Annotated in this window: 19 protein-coding genes and 1 tRNA gene; 15 read left to right on the plus strand and 5 right to left on the minus strand. The window is 56.4% G+C overall.

Features of this window, described 5'->3' with window-relative positions:
* Positions 1-13 precede the first annotated feature (13 nt).
* The 3 genes from CBB91_RS03265 (at position 14) to CBB91_RS03275 (ending at position 1684) form a co-directional block, all read left to right on the plus strand.
* A complete protein-coding gene (locus CBB91_RS03265; RefSeq protein ID WP_273012034.1) occupies positions 14-403 on the plus strand; it encodes a flagellar biosynthesis regulator FlaF in 390 nt (129 codons plus the stop codon).
* Entirely contained in the window at positions 403-837 is a 435-nt protein-coding gene (locus CBB91_RS03270) for a flagellar biosynthesis repressor FlbT (RefSeq protein ID WP_273012035.1), read from the plus strand. Before CBB91_RS03265 ends, CBB91_RS03270 begins: the two co-directional genes overlap by 1 nt.
* A gap of 154 nt (positions 838-991) precedes the next feature.
* Positions 992-1684, plus strand: coding sequence for a DUF1217 domain-containing protein (locus CBB91_RS03275; RefSeq protein WP_273012107.1), 693 nt, complete (start codon positions 992-994; stop codon positions 1682-1684).
* On the opposite strand, the gene CBB91_RS03280 is transcribed toward CBB91_RS03275, so the two are convergent.
* Positions 1681-3009 carry a FliI/YscN family ATPase gene (locus CBB91_RS03280; RefSeq protein WP_273012036.1) on the minus strand — a complete coding sequence of 443 codons (1329 nt, stop codon included), beginning with the start codon at positions 3007-3009 and terminating at the stop codon, positions 1681-1683. The genes CBB91_RS03275 and CBB91_RS03280 overlap by 4 nt on opposite strands.
* Before the next feature lie 445 nt (positions 3010-3454).
* Between CBB91_RS03280 and CBB91_RS03285 the strand changes: the two genes are divergently transcribed.
* From CBB91_RS03285 to CBB91_RS03315, 7 genes are all read left to right on the plus strand, one after another.
* Entirely contained in the window at positions 3455-3838 is a 384-nt protein-coding gene (locus CBB91_RS03285; RefSeq protein WP_035547793.1) for a flagellar basal body rod C-terminal domain-containing protein, read from the plus strand.
* A 12-nt stretch (positions 3839-3850) separates the two neighbouring features.
* On the plus strand, positions 3851-4150 hold the full coding sequence (locus CBB91_RS03290) for a flagellar hook-basal body complex protein FliE (protein WP_035547790.1): 300 nt from the start codon (positions 3851-3853) through the stop codon (positions 4148-4150).
* Between the two features lie 15 nt (positions 4151-4165).
* A complete protein-coding gene (locus CBB91_RS03295) occupies positions 4166-4429 on the plus strand; it encodes a flagellar biosynthetic protein FliQ (protein ID WP_035547787.1) in 264 nt (87 codons plus the stop codon).
* Positions 4430-4436: 7 nt separating this feature from the next.
* Entirely contained in the window at positions 4437-6515 is a 2079-nt protein-coding gene (locus CBB91_RS03300) for a flagellar biosynthesis protein FlhA (RefSeq protein WP_035547784.1), read from the plus strand.
* Positions 6515-7270: a flagellar biosynthetic protein FliR gene (locus CBB91_RS03305; RefSeq protein ID WP_273012037.1), complete on the plus strand. Its 756-nt coding sequence runs from the start codon at positions 6515-6517 to the stop codon at positions 7268-7270. Before CBB91_RS03300 ends, CBB91_RS03305 begins: the two co-directional genes overlap by 1 nt.
* Positions 7271-7278: 8 nt before the next feature.
* Positions 7279-8361, plus strand: a complete 1083-nt coding sequence (locus tag CBB91_RS03310; protein WP_273012039.1) for an EscU/YscU/HrcU family type III secretion system export apparatus switch protein — start codon at positions 7279-7281, stop codon at positions 8359-8361.
* Positions 8361-8705: a hypothetical protein gene (locus CBB91_RS03315; RefSeq protein ID WP_035547779.1), complete on the plus strand. Its 345-nt coding sequence runs from the start codon at positions 8361-8363 to the stop codon at positions 8703-8705. The genes CBB91_RS03310 and CBB91_RS03315 overlap by 1 nt, the downstream gene beginning before the upstream one ends.
* Before the next feature lie 7 nt (positions 8706-8712).
* On the opposite strand, the gene CBB91_RS03320 is transcribed toward CBB91_RS03315, so the two are convergent.
* The 3 genes from CBB91_RS03320 to CBB91_RS03330 all read right to left on the minus strand — a co-directional run bounded on the left by CBB91_RS03320 (position 8713) and on the right by CBB91_RS03330 (position 11732).
* Complete coding sequence (locus CBB91_RS03320; protein WP_273012042.1) at positions 8713-9786, minus strand: GGDEF domain-containing protein; 1074 nt, start codon at positions 9784-9786, stop codon at positions 8713-8715.
* Between the two features lie 99 nt (positions 9787-9885).
* Positions 9886-9962, minus strand: a tRNA-Arg gene (locus CBB91_RS03325).
* Between the two features lie 882 nt (positions 9963-10844).
* Positions 10845-11732, minus strand: a complete 888-nt coding sequence (locus tag CBB91_RS03330) for an RNA polymerase factor sigma-32 (RefSeq protein ID WP_273012044.1) — start codon at positions 11730-11732, stop codon at positions 10845-10847.
* Positions 11733-11933: 201 nt separating this feature from the next.
* Between CBB91_RS03330 and CBB91_RS03335 the strand changes: the two genes are divergently transcribed.
* Positions 11934-12407, plus strand: a complete 474-nt coding sequence (locus tag CBB91_RS03335) for an MmcB family DNA repair protein (protein ID WP_273012047.1) — start codon at positions 11934-11936, stop codon at positions 12405-12407.
* A 439-nt stretch (positions 12408-12846) separates the two neighbouring features.
* On the opposite strand, the gene tkt is transcribed toward CBB91_RS03335, so the two are convergent.
* Positions 12847-14832: a transketolase gene (tkt, locus tag CBB91_RS03340; RefSeq protein WP_273012108.1), complete on the minus strand. Its 1986-nt coding sequence runs from the start codon at positions 14830-14832 to the stop codon at positions 12847-12849.
* 92 nt (positions 14833-14924) lie between these two features.
* On the opposite strand from tkt, the gene CBB91_RS03345 reads away from it, so the two are divergent.
* From CBB91_RS03345 to CBB91_RS03360, 4 genes are all read left to right on the plus strand, one after another.
* On the plus strand, positions 14925-15212 hold the full coding sequence (locus CBB91_RS03345; protein ID WP_272982560.1) for a DUF4164 family protein: 288 nt from the start codon (positions 14925-14927) through the stop codon (positions 15210-15212).
* The gene (gene zapA / locus CBB91_RS03350; RefSeq protein WP_035547761.1) at positions 15199-15507 is read left to right on the plus strand and encodes a cell division protein ZapA; all 309 of its coding nucleotides are present in this window, start codon (positions 15199-15201) and stop codon (positions 15505-15507) included. The genes CBB91_RS03345 and zapA overlap by 14 nt, the downstream gene beginning before the upstream one ends.
* A gap of 93 nt (positions 15508-15600) precedes the next feature.
* The gene (locus CBB91_RS03355) at positions 15601-15798 is read left to right on the plus strand and encodes an HIG1 domain-containing protein (protein WP_241764125.1); all 198 of its coding nucleotides are present in this window, start codon (positions 15601-15603) and stop codon (positions 15796-15798) included.
* A gap of 8 nt (positions 15799-15806) precedes the next feature.
* Positions 15807-16379 (plus strand): cob(I)yrinic acid a,c-diamide adenosyltransferase, encoded by a 573-nt coding sequence (locus CBB91_RS03360; protein ID WP_035547755.1) that lies wholly within the window; start codon positions 15807-15809, stop codon positions 16377-16379.
* The last annotated feature ends 4 nt before the right edge of the window (positions 16380-16383 follow it).

Consider the following 16383-nt stretch of genomic DNA (forward strand, 5'->3'; position numbering starts at 1 on the left):
ATAGAGAGGGTGTATGCAACAACTGGCTTACAAGGCATACGGCGAAGTAACGAGCCGTACCGCCAACACCGGACAGATTGAATACACCTTGTTTGAGGAGATCACTCAGGCCCTCAAAGCGGTTGATGCCGAAGGCCACCCCCAGCCGACCATCTGGGCAGACGCCATTGATCGCAATATGAAGCTCTGGCAAATTCTTTCCACGGATATCGTGAGTGACGAGAATCAGCTGGACCCGACGCTCAAGCGCAATCTGATTGCCCTGGCGGAATCTGTTCGCCGCATCAGTTATCACGTTCTTTCTCGCAAAGCAGAGTTGTCCGAACTCATCGAGATTAACGAAATCATCATGCAGGGGCTGTCTGGTCAGGGATCAGCAACAGCAAGCGTGGCGGCAGAATAATGTCTGGACTCGTATTGAAACTCGCAGCGGGTGAACGTTTCGTCGTAAACGGAGCTACGCTCGAAAATGGCGATAAGCCCTCGACGGTGCGGGTGGTCGACGATGATGCTCGTATTCTCCGTTGTCGCGATGCGTTGCGACCTGCGGATGTTGATACGCCAACCAAGCGCATATACTACGCCATCCAGCTGATCATTACCGGTGATCTTCAGGAAGAGGAAGTTCTGCCTGCGATCATTGAAGAGTGCGGTCGATTGGAAGACGTGTTCGAAACAATCGANAAAAAACTGATTGCTGTTCTGCGCTCGATGCTTGGCCGAGGTAATTTCTATTCGGCTCTTTGCCATTTGCGAAATGTCATTGCCATTGAGGCGGAGCTGNTGAAACATGCGANCAGCCGCCAGTCGGCTGAACCCCACGCCCGGGTCGCCTGACATGGTGTATCAGCCGGTCATTCCCCTGGCAGGCTATGGCGGATGGAAATTCTTGGAATCCACCTTTGACAAGCAGCTCGAGGGCTATACGGATTCAGCCGGTGTAAAAAACGACCGCGCCTACTTCGAAGATAAGATGTCTTCGCCGATTTCGATGGAAGATTTTCTTTCGGATAANCGGCTATTGAGAATTNCGCTCACCGCGTTCGATCTTGGTGGAGAAGAGTGGAAAGTTGGTTTCATTCGCCACGTCATGGAAGAGAATGCTGATCCNGANAGCACCTTCCTCAAGCGNTTGAACAATCAGTCCTATACAANCTTTGCGACAACGTTCGGATTGAACGATGGGATGATCTCNNTGTCGGCCGANACGATTTCGACATTGGCGGACGATTTTGAGCTTGCGGGCTTTCGCTCAGCCGTAGGCGAGGTCGACAANAACATGAAGCTCAGCCTGAACTATCAGGCAAAGATTGGTGAATTGGTTCGTGAAGGGTCCAGCGACTCGGCCAATCTCTACCGGATTCTCGGCGATGTTCCCGTTCGCACCATGTTGGAAACTGCACTAAACCTGCCCACGTCCTGGCAAGAGCTAGACGTCGACCGCCAAGCCGAGATCCTTAAAGAACGGATGCTGAGTGTTTTCTCGATAAGCAGGGTTACGGACATTACAAATGAGGACGTTGTGGAAAAGGCGATACAGCGGTTCCACACTATGGACTCGATCCTGACTGGTCAGGAATCTCTGTCTTCCGGCTCTGTCGCGCTAACGCTGTTGAACAATGCTGCCGGCTTTGGTTCGTCTGCCAGTCAGAACTTGTTTCTCAGCATCGTATCGAGCGGTTAGTCTGACTTGCTTTCAGGCTGAGGGGACTCGCCCAGAAGAGAGCTGAGCCTCAAGAATGCGTCCGGAATATCCGCCGGATTTTTCTCTGAAACGAAAGCGTCCAGATCCGGATAGAGTCGGATCGCTCGATCGCCTGCAGCGTCATGACCCTTTTCATAAAGATTGGCGCGCAGCATCGGAGCAATCTCCTCAAATAGTGCGACGGTGCGCCGGTAGTCTTTCAGCGTCAGGTTTTCCTCGGGCGTGGCGGCGTCTGGCAGGCACCGAGAGACGCTGCGCAAGACGTCTATCGCGGGATAGCGACCACGTTCTGATATTTTTCGCGATAGAATGATATGCCCGTCCAACACGCCGCGAACCATATCTGCAACCGGTTCTTCCATGTCGGACCCCGCTACGAGCACTGAGAAAATTGCCGTGATGTCACCACACCCGTGCGGGCCGGGTCCGGTGCGCTCCGCGATTTCTGCAATCGCGCGCACTGTTGACGGTGGGAAGGCGTTGAGCGCCGGTGTTTCACCTGCCGCCAGAGAGACTTCCCGGTGTGCTTCGGCGAAGCGCGTAATCGAGTCGAACAGGAACAGGACCTGATGCCCCTCGTCACGGAAATGCTCAGCTGTGGCGATTGCGCACAAGGCAGCCCGTTTCTTGGCGCCGGGCGGATCATTCGCTGTCGCAGCCACAATGACCGTTCGGGACAGGATGGATGCAGGCAGGGTTTTCTGCACGAATTCGTTCACTTCGCGGCTGCGCTCGCCAATGAGTGCGATCACCACGCGGTCAGCTTTCACGCCCGCAGCCAGCGAGCCGAGAAAGGTTGATTTTCCTACGCCAGATCCTGCGAACAGGCCGAGGCGTTGGCCTTGGCAGATTGGCAGGAGGGTATCAGTGATCATCCATCCGGTGGACAATCGGTTGCCGAGGCTTTTCCGATTGGTGTTGGGCGGAGGCGGCGCGCGCAGCGTCCGGCGTGCCGTGTTGGGGGCAGGAGGCACACTCTCCAGTCCGGGTGATACGCCCCGATAGTCGATGATCTTGCCAAGCCAATGATCGCCGGGGTCGACATAGGCTTCCTGCTCCAGAAATGTCCGGTCTCCGATGCGGATGGCGTCGGACTCACCGTAGAGCATGGCTTTGACGTGCTCTCCCGTTACCGAGAGGACTTCGCCAAAAACTTCCCCCTGGCGGGTTTGAACGCGGATCTCATTGCCGAGCCTGGCGAATTCACTGATGCCCGCAAGTTGGACGAGACCCGGAGTCACCTCCGTTACCGTGCCCCAGATTCGGTACAATCGATCCGGAAAATTGGGTNTNTCTCGCAACAAGTAAACAGATCCCGCTCATTCGTTAACCATTTCTTCAAGTTAGAACGGCTAATTTTCTAAACAGTTAATTAAGGGTGATTCCGTGTCGATTCTTAATCTGGACGTTCTGAGTGTCTACAGCGCTATGGCCCGCCACGCGGCGGAAAGCCAAAAGGTGTCTGCAACCAATATTGCGCACGCCNATGACCCGGGCTTNAAGGCCACNCAGGTAGAATCCTTNCAGGACTTTCTGGCGCGTGCTGCTGCAGGAACAGCAGACGAAACGGATCCCGTATTTCGGACGTTCCAGAAAGAGATCGCGAANTCACCGAACGGNAATTCGGTCAATCTCGAAGTTGAAATGTTCAAGGCNGCCGAAGCGCAGGGGCAGCACGAGATGGCTTTGTCTGTTTACACAAAGTCGCTGGACCTGTTGCGGACCGCAATTGGCAGGAAGGGGTAAATCATGGACTCGTTGAAAGCCACGATGCTGCAGGCTGTGTCTGGCATGCAGCTGCAGTCGAAACGTATCGACATCACGTCGCAGAACGTCTCGAACGCTGATACGCCCGGGTATCGCCGGAAGGTGCTGACCATTGAGCAGGCCCCATCATCCGGTAGCGCGTTCATGCAGACACGCATCGATCTGGATGAGAGCGAAGGCGAGCGCCGATACGATCCAGCCAGTCCGATGTCTGATGCCGAGGGTTATGTCACGTCGTCGAACGTATCGCTTGTGACCGAAATGGCTGACATGCGTGAAGCAAATCGCAGCTATGAGGCGAACCTCAATTCGTTCCGTCAGGCGCGAAGCATGTACCAATCACTTCTTGATGTTCTCAGGCGCTAAGGGGAGGGCAGAATGTCCAATGTAAGTTTCAGCGCATATGCAGCGCTTGGCTCGGTTCAGCCTACGAAGACACCGGAAAAGCCGGCGCAAGCTGAAGAGGGAAAGTCGTCGGGGCTCGCCGAGGGGTTCTCTACGTTCAAGGCTGCGCTACAGGATGCCGAGCAGGCCGCGATGCAGACGGCCGTGTCTGGCGCTGATCCCCATGCGATGGTGGAAGCGCTGGCGCAGGCGGAACTTGTTCTGGATGCAGCCGTGACGGTGCGCGACAAGGTCGTTGAAGCCTATCAGGAATTGCTCCGGATGCCGGTCTGATCAGGACAGGCAGAGATGACCGAACTTGCCATCTTTGAAGTCTTGCGCGGAGCGCTGTGGGCGGCGGCGATGATGGCTCTGCCAATCCTCGCTGTTACATTGGTATTGGGTTTCGTGATTGGCTTGCTTCAGGCGCTTACCTCCATTCAGGAAATGACACTGACCTTCGTTCCCAAGATTCTGGCTGTGGTCGTCGTGTTCTTCCTGACGCTTGGCTACATGACCCGTATTTGCCTCGATTTTTTCAATAATACTGTCCTTCCGATGATCTCCCGATAGGGGCACCATGCCGACTTCACGCTTTTTCGACCTTTCGAAACCGACCGCCGTCATCGCCATCGGCCTGATGATGGTGATTTTGGTGATGGTGTTACCGGTTCCGGCCTGGGTAATGGACATTGGCCTGACCGCATCATTCGCCTTTGCGATCTTGATCTTCACGACGAGTATCTTCATCGAGAAGCCGCTGGACTTTTCATCATTCCCCAGTGTCTTGCTGGCCAGTCTCGTACTCCGTCTGGCGCTCAACGTCTCCTCCACCAAACTGATCATCAGTGAAGGGCATACCGGTACGAATGCGGCGGGAGGGGTCATCGAAGGGTTCGCCATGTTCATCATGGGCGGGAATCTGTTCGTCGGATTGGTTGTGTTTGCGGTTCTGGTAATTGTGAACTTCATGGTCATCACAAAAGGTGCTGGTCGCATGGCGGAAGTCGGGGCGCGCTTTGCCTTGGATGCTATGCCAGGCAAGCAAATGGCGATCGATTCCGATCTTGCCGTGGGCGCCATCAGCCATGAAGAAGCGCGCAATCGCCGCCAAAAGGAACAGGAAGAAGCGTCCTTCCTCGGATCTCTCGATGGTGCGTCCAAGTTCGTGAAGGGCGACGCAATAGCAGGGCTGTTGATTACGGCGCTGAATCTGGTGGCCGGTATTGGCTTCGGAATTGTCGCCCATGGACTCAGCTTCACCCAGGCGCTCAGCAACTATTCCATTCTCACCGTTGGTGACGGTCTTGTCTCCCAGATTCCGGCCGTGATCGTTTCGGTTTCCGCTGCGTTGCTTCTCGCCAAGGGGCGTGAAGACGGCGCCATTGATCTTGCGCTTGGCGCGCAATTGGGCGGCAACGCCACGTCCCTGATGATTGTTGCCGGCATTCTCGGCGCGTTTGCGCTCTTCCCCGGCCTTCCATTCATCCCGTTCATGCTGGCTGCCGCTGCCTTCGCCACGGCCTCCTTCTACATTCGCAGTCGCGAACGCGAAAAGGCCGCGCAAGCTGAAGCGGAAGAAGTTGAGGCCCCACAAACCAGCCTCGTGATAGGAGACTCCATCCACTCTGATGAAATTCATCTGGAAGTCGCTCCGGACCTTGTCGGCATGGTGCTTCAAGGGGCAGGGGGCTTCGAAAGCCGCATCGACAAGATTCGCCGTTACATTGCGGAGGAATACGGCTTCGTCCTTCCGTCGATCCGCATGACGGACAATCCGACCTTGAGCAAGAACGAGTACCGAATTCGAATTCAAGGTGTGCGTGTTGATAGCGGACTTGTGCGCCCCGGCTCACTGCTGGCTTTGATGGAAGATTCCCAACTGCCGCATCTGCAAGGCGAAAAGGTCAAGGAACCGGTTTACAAGGCCGCCGCGCGCTGGCTGCCGAGCACAAAGAAGCAGGAGCTTGCTGCTTCAGGTATTCCGGCGATCGAGCCTACGGAAGTGTTGGCGACCCATATGCTCGAAGTTATTCAGGCCAACTTTACCCTCGTCTTTACGCGTATGGTCATGCTCGACACGCTGGATGCGCTGACACACATCAGCGACACGGAGCGCGCGGCCTCCAACCGCCGGTTCCTCGACGAGTACATACCAGGGAAGGTTACGCCGGAATTGCTCCTTTCGGTCTTGCGCCTTCTACTCGAAGAGCGCGTTTCAATCCGGAATCTGTTCCTGATCGTGGAGACCATCGCGGAAGTGAAGTCGCAATCCAGTGCGCCTTCTCGCATTGTGGAGCTTGTGCGCCAACGACTTGGATTCCAGATCGTTGATCGTTTGCAGGATGGCCAAGGGCGCCTGCCCCTGCTGCAGCTCTCTACAAACTGGGAGCAGAAATTCAATGAGCACGAGATATCTCGCGAAGACGGTGGGTCTGACATAGCATTGCCGCCGGAAATGTTTGGCGAGCTGACGGCAGCCGTGCAGGCCAAGCTGAATGAGATGGCGCAGAAGGGGGTTGTTGCATCGGTAGCGACCTCTTCCCGTCGTCGGCGGTTCTTGCAGACCGTGCTCGCCAGCAAGGGCGTGCGTAACGCTGTGCTGGCCTATGAAGAGATCGGGTCCAAAAGCAAGCCGTACATCGTCGGCGTGGTGTGATGCTGGAGCAGCTGCCATTTGGGCCGCAGCTTTCCGCCTGGATCATCATGTTCATGTTGATCGTAGGCAGGTTGACCTTCGTCGTCTTTCTCATGCCCGGTATCGGCGATCAAACTGTTCCAGCGCGCGTTCGCTTGTCCCTTCTTTTGGGGGCGGCGATGCTGTTTGCAATGTCAGGACTTGTCAGTCCACCAACCGATTTATCCATCGGAAATTTTGTTGGGTTGTTGGGCGCGGAGATTATCATTGGCCTGGGCCTTGGCGTCCTGTTGAGAACGACAATCTGGATTCTCAACATGGCGGGTGCGTTGATTGCGCAGTCCATCGGCCTGTCCCAGATGCTGGGTATCGCTCTGGATACAGAGGCGCAAACAGTCACATCGAACCTACTCGCTTTGGCAGGTGCTGTCCTGCTCTTGTCGGCTGACTACCATGTCAGCGTGTTCGTTCGCATGGCTGAAGTGTATTCCGAAATTCCCGTTGGCGCACTGGCTCAGTTCGATCAAGGTTTCGTCATTGACGGCATGCTGAATGCTGTAAAGTTCGCTGTATTGATCGCTTGGCCTTTCGTGGCGATCAACTTGCTCTACAACATCTCACTGGGCTTCATCAACAAGGCCTTGCCGTCCCTCATGGTGGCGTTTGTGGGCGCNCCCTTCATGATCGGNGCGGGNTTTGTCTTGTTGGCCNTNTCNATATCAACAATACTGATGGTCTGGATGGATCGCGTGTCNGGTTCNNTAGGGTGGTGGTGAGGTGANGCATGGCTGAAGATCAGTCTGGTGGTGGAGAAAAGGAGTTTGAAGCCACTGAACAGCGGCGCAGGGAAGCGCGCCGTGAGGGCAATATTCCTCAGTCCAAGGAAGCGAATACGTTCGCCCTCTTTGCAGGAATCGTAATTTCCGCAATCGTCTTCAGCGCGATTGTTGCCGGTGCAATNTTCAACGAGTTCTCGTCTCTCATGTACCATGCCGATAGTTACGCATCGGATGTCTTCACGTCAGACGGCAGCGCTACGCGCAGCTGGCTTGTGCGGATCCTAGTCTCGCTGACGCCCATCTTTGCCATTCTCGTTGCGCTCGTGCTNGGGACATTGATTATTCAGCAAGCGGTCGCTTTTTCCTTCAAGAAAATCAAACCCGAGTTCAACAAGATTTCGCCCGCCGAGAACTTGAAGAAGAAGTATGGTGCGAAAGGAATTCTCGATTTCCTCAAAGACATGGCGAAGATGCTGTTCGCGGGCGGTTTGGCCGCGGTATTCCTGTATGGATTTGCTCAGCATTACTACGCCAGCAGTGCGGTAGAACTTGGGCAGTTCTTCAATTTCACATTCAGCCAAGTGCTTACCCTGTTCCTGATCTTCGGCGCCTTTCAGTTCGCCTTGGCCGCGATTGACCTTCCGCTGCAGCGTCAGCTGCATGCGAACAAGCTGAAAATGAGCCGTGAAGAAATCAAGAAAGAGCAGAAGCAAAGTGAAGGCGACCCTCAGCTCAAGCAGAAGCGNCGTGAAAAAGCATCCAGCATGAGNCGNAACCAGATGATGCAGAATGTGAAGACTGCGACCGTCGTCATGGTGAACCCAGAGCACTATGCCGTCGCACTCAAATGGGATCCGGAAGGCGACCGCGCTCCCGTCTGCGTGGCCAAGGGTGTTGATCACCTCGCCGCCAAGATTCGAGAAACGGCAATTGCCAATGACGTTCCNATCTACCGGGATCCGCCTTCGACCCGCTCAATCTATCGACTTGTGGACATTGATGAAGAAATCCACCCGGATCATTTTGCAGCCGTGGCTGCTGCGATCAGTTTTGTTGACCGGGTCCGGAAAGAGGGGCGGGGNTCTTGATGTTGAAGGCCGATCAAACACTCTCCAGGATAGTCGCCCTGAAACGCCAGAAGGCGGAGCAATCCCTCGCTCTAATGCAGGCATCGCTTCGGCAATCACGAGAGAAACTGGTGGAGTTGGAAACCGAGCTCGCCCGCGCGAACGATATTGGGCTGGACTTTGAAATGTTGAAGCTCGCGAACCAGAACGGTCACATCCGACGAATGCTTCACGACATGGAGCGAGTGCGCGGCGAAATTGCTATCATTGAAGGCCGACTGGAAGACGCCAGAGAGGCGCTAAAGCAGATTTTGATGTCGGAAGACGAGTTATCACGAATAAACGTGGCGAGACGTTCAGCGTAAAGCTCTTCTACGCGGCATGCGAGTCAAGCAAGCCGGACTCCACCCGATTCCGCCCATTGCTCTTGGCAAGGTAGAGCTTCTTGTCGGCCTGTTCTATCAGGTCCGCACTCGACGTGCCCGGGCTGAAACGGGCGAGGCCAAATGAGGCCGTGATGTCTCCAATTGGTGTCTTCGTCCCTTTCAGAACCANTCGGCGTTCGCTCATCTGAACCCGGATTCGATCAATCAGCTGTGTCGCCGCCGTAAGGTTCGTCGCCGGCAGGATAATGGCGAACTCTTCACCGCCATAGCGGGCCACCAGATCCTGCCCNTTGATATTGCTCGTGATGACAGAGGCAAAGATCTTCAGGATCTCATCTCCGACCCGATGGCCAAATGTGTCGTTTACACGTTTNAAGTGATCGAGGTCTGCAATCGCNAGGCACAGTTCGGATTGTTGTTTTGACGCGGAGTCGATCTCTGCGGACAGGCGCATGTCAAAGGCGCGGCGATTGTAGATCTTTGTCAGAGGGTCGCGCAGGCTCTCATTCCGAACGGTTTCCAGTTCTTTCTGAAGACGNTCGATCTGTCGTTTTGATTCCTGCAACCCNTCAATAAGATGATGGCTCTGTTCACTCATGCGCTGGTTCTCGGACAGCAGGCGCGTGATTGCGGCGGACACAGGCGCAGTAGAGTCCGAGTTCGAAACCGCTTGCTGGATTTGTTTCAGGGCGAGTTCAAATTGGTCGCTATTTTCTACGCCGGTCCCAACCAGGTCNAGNACGCTGGATAATTGCTGTTCGACTTCACGGCCGATGCCTTCGCGTTTTTCGGCATCATCGCTGCCACCGAGGTGCATATTATAAACTTGGTCGATTTCGTACTGGCTGAAGGAACCGCGTTCCAGCATTTCATTGACNGCGATGACGACGCTTTCGTCAGATTGCGCAGCATAGGCGTACATCAGGGCAAAAGTATTCGGCAGGGGCGGTGTGCCATATTCAGTTATCAGCTCGCAGGCCGAATTTGCATGAGCATATGACTTCGCAAATGCCTGCTGATGTTCCGGGCATTGAAATACAGGCGTTTTACTATCGCTCATTTTCTGGAACCGTCCCCATCGGTTACTGCCAATCGAATGGAAACTTACATGAGTGATGTTCAAATATAGTTAAATTGACTTGCNAACCCTTACAAATACTGGCGATCCCGGCGCGATTCGAACGCGCGACCTACAGATTAGGAATCTGTTGCTCTATCCTGCTGAGCTACGGGACCGCAGGGTTGAGGTGGCTATACGGCAATTGCTGCCTGGATTGAAGTTAGCAATCTCTGGTCTTAATCTGCAATGGAAATTGGCGATCGCGGGGAGCCCGCACGAGATCAGGTGAGGGGTGGCGTGCGCGCGATCGGGGCGATTTGGTTGATTTTACTTGTTGCGGCATGTGGCGCGCGCGGTCCATTGGNAGATTTGGAGCCTGGGGAACGTGGCCGGGTTGTACGCGTGGTGGATGGGGACACAATTGTGCTGGATACCGGCCAAAGTGTACGACTCGTCGGTATCGAGGCGCCATCNGGTGGATTTGGAGACCGCGACCCGCAGCCCTTCCACACAGAAGCCAAACGCATGATGGAAGACATGGTACTTGGCCGTCAGGTCCAGCTTCATTATGGCGGTCTGACGCGGGACAGGTATGATCGTGCCTTGGCGCACGCAGAAACGGTTGATGCCTTGGGGCCCAGATTCTGGNTTAACGCTGAAATCGTTAAGCGCGGCGGTGCCCGGGTTCGGGTNTATCCGGACACGTCAGCTGCCAATGCTCCTCTATTTGATCTAGAGCGGGACGCGCGCGAAAATTCTGTCGGCATGTGGAGCACACGCGAGTATCGCATACCCCNCGCCACAGATTTGCCGGACACGTTCGAAGGGTTTCAGCTCATATATGGAAATGTTGCTGACATGCAGGGTTCAGACGGTTTCGGCGCCGTATGCGATCTGTCTCTGGAGGGCTCGCATCTTCGTTTGCAAATACAGGTGCCGGCCGCGGGGCATTGTCAAAGCGCGCTGGGCGCAAATGTACTTGCCCGCGGTTNNGTGCGCGATNGTGTGATGGAGATATCGGACAAACTGAACTTGCAAATTNTGTCGGCGCCACCTGACTAGGTGCTAGGCAACAGACCCGCTTCGTCCGGGTCGCCGACGATACGCTCAAGCGCGCGGCGGAGCTTGCCCAATGCCTGATGNTCAATTTGCCGTACACGCTCTTTCGAGATGCCCAGTTCGTGGCCGAGTGTCTCAAGCGTGACGGAATCCTCACATAGTCGTCGTTGCATGATGATGTGAGTTTCGCGNGGATTNAGCGCTTTCAGGGCGTTGGCGATCCATTCCTTGCGCCGTGAGGAGTCGTGTGACTCCATCACTTGCTGTTCTGGAATTGCCGACTCGTCCGGCAGCAGGTCCTGCCATTCTCCATCTCCATCTACGGCCATCGGGGCGTTNAGTGAGCGGTCTGATGCGGAGAGGCGAGANGCCATATTCTCAACATCTCGTTCAGGCACGCCCAGATGCTCCGCNATCCATGCGCGNTTTTCCTTGGTCATCACGCCATCACCCGTGTCATCGATCCGGGCACGCAGACGACGCAAATTGAAGAAAAGGGATTTTTGGGAAGAGGTTGTCCCCGTCCGGACGATCGACCAGTTGCGAAGAACGAAGTCCTGTATGGAAGACCGAATCCACCAACTGGCATAGGTCGAGAAGCGAACTTTACGGTCAGGCTCAAACCGGGCGGCCGCCATCATCAGGCCAACATTCCCTTCCGAGACGAGATCTGGCATGGGCAGGCCATAGTGGCGGAATTTTGATGCCATCGCGATGACAAGGCGAAGATAGGCGCGAGTCAGTTCGTGCAAGGCCTTTTCATCTTCNTCCTCGCGCCAGCGTCTTGCAAGTTCCAGCTCATGTTCAGCCTCCAGCATGGGGGCTTTCATGGCTTTCTTGACGTAAGACCGGTCTGCAGGTCCGTTGGAGCTGTAGGCGTTCGCCATGACGGGTCATCTCCTTCTGCGACAAGGCATGCTGCCAAACTATCACAGTCTCTACGGACAAGAGCGCGGACCGGATCAACTTCGTTCCCAAAATTGATCACATTCTAGCGAGTGGAGGTGCAAAGNAGGGGGCTGGTCAGGCTTGACCGCGTGCGCCGCGCTTTTGTAACGTTCGAACGAAACGGGAACGAGGTGTCGCTCATGACGGATATGAACAGTGTTGATGAGGCCATGACGCGCGCGGCTGAAATTGTNCGCGGGACACAGCGCCTGTTGGCCGGGCTCGGCTTTTTCGGCGTGACGGAGCTGAGCCTGGCAAACAACCGTCGCGCGGATATCGCAGCGCTGGGGCCGTCCGGAGAGGTCTGGATGGTGGAGGTGAANTCCTCGATTGCTGACTTCCGATCAGATTCNAAGTGGCCTGAATACATGCCGTATTGCGATCAGCTCTATTTCGCGGTGGCGGNTGATTTCCCGCAGGAATTGATCCCGGATGAGACNGGCTTGATTGTGGCAGATGCCTTCGGAGGGGCGATCATTCGCGAGTCTCCGGAAGACAAGCTGCCGGCGGCACGGCGAAAGGCAATGACCCTTCGCCTGGCGCGACTCGCGGCGATGCGTTTGACGCAGACGACAGATACTGGCTGGACGGCGGCATCCGGCTTGCTTACCTGAGGCGCATGAGCAACGCTTTTCCCATTGCGGTACGACTGGAAGACGCCCTGAAGCCCGGCGTNAANGCGGCGCGNACGCGNGNGGCTGCTGAAGCCCTGGTCCCAGNCCAGACGATCGAGTCGCTNGAGACCGAATGGCTGAACGTGACNGAGGAAGAAGCCGCAGCCTATCTGGCAGTGCAGTCTGATGAGTCTGGACCACATGGTCATCTTCAGAAGTACGAAGACAATGAGGGCAATCTGGTTCTGGCTGTGACCTGGTGGAAGCTGGTTGATCAGGCAGACATCATGCCGCTTCCGAAAACACGCAAGAAAAAACCGGCGACTGAGAAACCGCCGGTCGAAGATCATACAGATGATCTCTATTTTCGGTCTGGCCGGACCAAGACGCGCCGGAAGCGCTACATTGACCCCCGACAGTTGGACCTGTTCAAGAACGTCTAGATCAGGCCCTTTACCGTCTCGGCAACCTTCTCGGCCGTGATGCCGAAATGCTCGTACAGTTTCTGGTAAGGCGCGCTTGCACCGAAACTGTCCATGCCGACAAAGCCGCCCTTCGGGCCAATCCAGCGATCCCAGCCAAAGCGGACGCCCGCTTCAACGGCGACTTTTGGCAGGTCGCCGCCAAGTGTCTCTTGCTGGTACTTTTCGTCCTGCTGCGCGAACAATTCCATGCATGGCATGGAGACGACGCGCACATGGATTTTTTCCTTCGCCAGCTCGGCTTGAGCCTGAAGCGCGATTTCGACTTCAGACCCTGTCGCGATCAGGACGGCTGCTTCGCGAGACTTCACCTTTGATGGAGAGAGGACGTAGCCGCCCAATGCGCTGAGGTTTTCGTCTGTGTGCTCCGTGCGTGCCGGGCTGAGGCCCTGACGCGTCAGCGCCATCGTGGATGGGCCGTCTGCGTGGCCGACAGCCACTTCCCAGCACTCGGCCGTTTCGACACCGTCTGCCGGGCGGAAGACCAGCATGTTTGGCATTGCGCGAAGCGAGGCGACTTGTTCCACCGGCTGGTGCGTCGGACCGTCTTCGCCAAGGCCAATGGAATCGTGCGTCATCACATGGATAACGCGAGTGCCCATCAAGGCGCCGAGTCGAATGGCTGCGCGGCTATAGTCTGCGAAGACCAGGAACGTGCCAGAATAGGGGATGATGCCGCCGTGCAGTGACATCCCGTTCATTGCGGCGGCCATGCCATGCTCGCGCACACCATAGTGCACGTAGCGGCCTGACCAGTCGGATGGGGTCATCGGCTTGGTTTCGGCCGTCTTGGTGTTGTTGGAGCCGGTCAGGTCCGCGGACCCACCAACCGTTTCGGGCACCAGATGCGTGATGACTTCCAGCGCGGCGCCGCTCCATTGGCGGGTAGCTTTCTTCTCGCCCCCTTCAACAACAGCCTTTTTGTGCTTGTTGATCGCTTTGGAGAGATTCTTCGGCAGGCGACCGGCCATTGCCGCATTGAACTCGCCCTTGTGCGGCGAGGCCATCTGGCGCTCTTTCCATGCCTTGCGGGCGTCGACGCCGCGTTCACCGACCTTTTTCCAGGCCTTCTCGATATCTGCGGGGACTTCAAACGGCTCATGCGGCCAGCCGATATTCTCGCGAATGCCAGCGATTTCTTCGGCGCCGTAAGGGCCGCCATGTGCCTTGCCGGTGCCGGCAATCTTGGGGGCACCATAGCCGATGATGGTTTTCACGGCGAGGAAGACAGGCTGCTTCTGTTTCTGAGCCCATTTCAATGCGGCTTCGATGTCTTTCTCATCATGGCCGTCAACCTTGCGGGTGACCCAGCCGGACGCTTCAAAGCGGGCGCACTGATCTGTCGAATCGGCCACATCGATGTTGCCGTCGATGGTGACGGAGTTGTCGTCCCAAAGAACGATCAGGCGGTTCAATTTCATGTGGCCAGCAAGCGTGATGGCTTCCTGGCTGACGCCTTCCATCAAGCAGCCATCACCGGCGATCACATAGGTTTTGTGGTCAACCAACTCGTCGCCGAAGCGCGCATTCAGGTGACGCTCAGCCATCGCCATGCCAACAGCTGTCGCAATGCCCTGGCCAAGCGGACCGGTTGTTGTTTCAACGCCTTTGGTGACGAAGTTTTCCGGGTGGCCCGGCGTATTCGCGCCCAGCTGGCGGAAATTGCGAATGTCGTCGCGGCTGACGGATTTGTAGCCGCTGAGGTGCAGCAGCGAGTAGACCAACATTGAGCCGTGTCCGGCGGACAGGATGAACCGGTCACGGTCCGGCCAGTCTGGCTGGGAGGCGTCGAATTTCAGGAATTTCCGGAACAAGACCGTTGCGGCATCTGCCATGCCGAGCGGCAGGCCGACATGTCCGGATTTGGCCGCCTCAACGGCATCCATGGAAAGTGCGCGGATGGCATTGGCCATGTCGCGGTTCGTGACAGCCATTCTGCTGATCTCCTTTGGTTTGCGGGAGTCCTAGGCCAGACTAAGCCCGTTGCGTCAAGTCGCTTGGCTGATTGAGATAATACCGTTACTTCATTGTGTATATGAGTGAAATCGACCCTGCTATTCGCCAATTGGATGAGGCGCTCACACGATTCGAGTCGGCGCTCGACAGTTTGCTGGCGCGCGCGGGTGATCCGGATGTGATCAAGGCTGAACTCGCGGCCCTTGCGCGCGACCGGTCCGACCTTGCTGAACAGCTGGATGCGTCTTTGGCTAGAGAGCGGGAATTGCAGGCCCTCGCCGATGAGGCGAGCGCAGCGCTCGGTGCTGCAATCGAAGAGGTCAAATCTGCCATCGGGCAACAGGGGCAGGGCGATGGCAAAAGCTGACATTCAATTGCGCGGCCGGTCGTATTCAATCGCCTGCGCGCCCGGACAGGAGAGCCGTATTGAAGCGCTCTCGAAACAGCTCGACACACGGGTCAAGCAGATTGAAGGCGCAGTTGGCGATATCGGCGAAGAACGCTTGCTGCTGATCACGGCACTGGCATTGCTGGACGAACTGGACACTGCGAAACGAACCGGGCCGGGCACGGCATTCAGCGAGGCACGGGCTGCCGAAGCGCTCGTGAAGGCGGCCAGCCGCATCACATCCCTCGCTGAGCGGATGGAAACGGGTAAATGATCGCCGCGACGCTTTGCGCATGGCCTTCCAGTTGCTGCGCCCTATGCTCTGGTCTCTACGCTGCTTGAAAGGCTGCCCATGCAAACCGTTTTGATGACTGGATTTTATATTGCGCTGGTGGCGCTCCTTGTTGTGCTGGGCCTTGGCATTGCGAACATTGCCCGTTCTGACGACAAGCAGGCGAGCCGATCCAACAAATTGATGCGCTTGCGTATTCTGGTGCAGGCTGTGGTGATCGTCATTCTCGTGGCGCTGGGCGTTACTGTCGGCGCGATCAAGATCGGTTTCTAGAGGCGCCAATGGTCAAGCTCGACAAGATCTACACGCGCTCAGGCGACAAGGGTAAGACCCGCTTGTCCACGGGTGAGCCGGTCGACAAATGGCATCCCCGCGTTGTCGCCTACGGAACGGTGGACGAAACCAATGCGGCGCTCGGTGTCGCGGCGTTGAAAGCAGATGGCGACATGCTGACGGCCATCCGCCGTATCCAGAACGATCTGTTTGACCTCGGGGCAGACCTTGCCACACCGGACAGGGGCAAGCCTCTGGAATGGACCCCCTTGCGCATCATCGAAAGCCAGGTTCAGCGCCTGGAGACAGAAATCGACGCGATGAATGAAGCGCTCGCGCCGCTCGACAGTTTCATTCTGCCGGGGGGCAGTGAACTGGCCGCCTACCTCCATGTGGCCCGCACCCTTTGCCGCCGCGCAGAGCGGGAGGTTGCTGAACTCCACGCGATGGAAGACGAGATCGTCAGCGCTGAAGCTCTGGCTTACATCAATCGGCTGTCTGACTGGATTTTTGTTGCGGGGCGCGTCGCCAATAATAATGGTGCGAACGATGTCAAATGGGTGCCGGGCGCGAACCGCTAGCTCG

The organism is Hyphomonas sp. TMED31, from assembly GCF_002172815.1.
Classification (GTDB): Bacteria; Pseudomonadota; Alphaproteobacteria; order Caulobacterales; family Hyphomonadaceae; genus Hyphomonas; species Hyphomonas atlantica.

Coding starts and splice junctions, on each gene's coding strand:
- CBB91_RS03345 (WP_272982560.1), top strand. CDS start 14,925: ATGAGTGAAATCGACCCTGCTATTCGCCAATTGGATGAGGCGCTCACA.
- CBB91_RS03315 (WP_035547779.1), top strand. CDS start 8,361: ATGTTGAAGGCCGATCAAACACTCTCCAGGATAGTCGCCCTGAAACGC.
- CBB91_RS03360 (WP_035547755.1), top strand. CDS start 15,807: ATGGTCAAGCTCGACAAGATCTACACGCGCTCAGGCGACAAGGGTAAG.
- CBB91_RS03355 (WP_241764125.1), top strand. CDS start 15,601: ATGACTGGATTTTATATTGCGCTGGTGGCGCTCCTTGTTGTGCTGGGC.
- CBB91_RS03285 (WP_035547793.1), top strand. CDS start 3,455: ATGGACTCGTTGAAAGCCACGATGCTGCAGGCTGTGTCTGGCATGCAG.
- CBB91_RS03290 (WP_035547790.1), top strand. CDS start 3,851: ATGTCCAATGTAAGTTTCAGCGCATATGCAGCGCTTGGCTCGGTTCAG.
- CBB91_RS03295 (WP_035547787.1), top strand. CDS start 4,166: ATGACCGAACTTGCCATCTTTGAAGTCTTGCGCGGAGCGCTGTGGGCG.
- zapA (WP_035547761.1), top strand. CDS start 15,199: ATGGCAAAAGCTGACATTCAATTGCGCGGCCGGTCGTATTCAATCGCC.
- CBB91_RS03265 (WP_273012034.1), top strand. CDS start 14: ATGCAACAACTGGCTTACAAGGCATACGGCGAAGTAACGAGCCGTACC.
- CBB91_RS03300 (WP_035547784.1), top strand. CDS start 4,437: ATGCCGACTTCACGCTTTTTCGACCTTTCGAAACCGACCGCCGTCATC.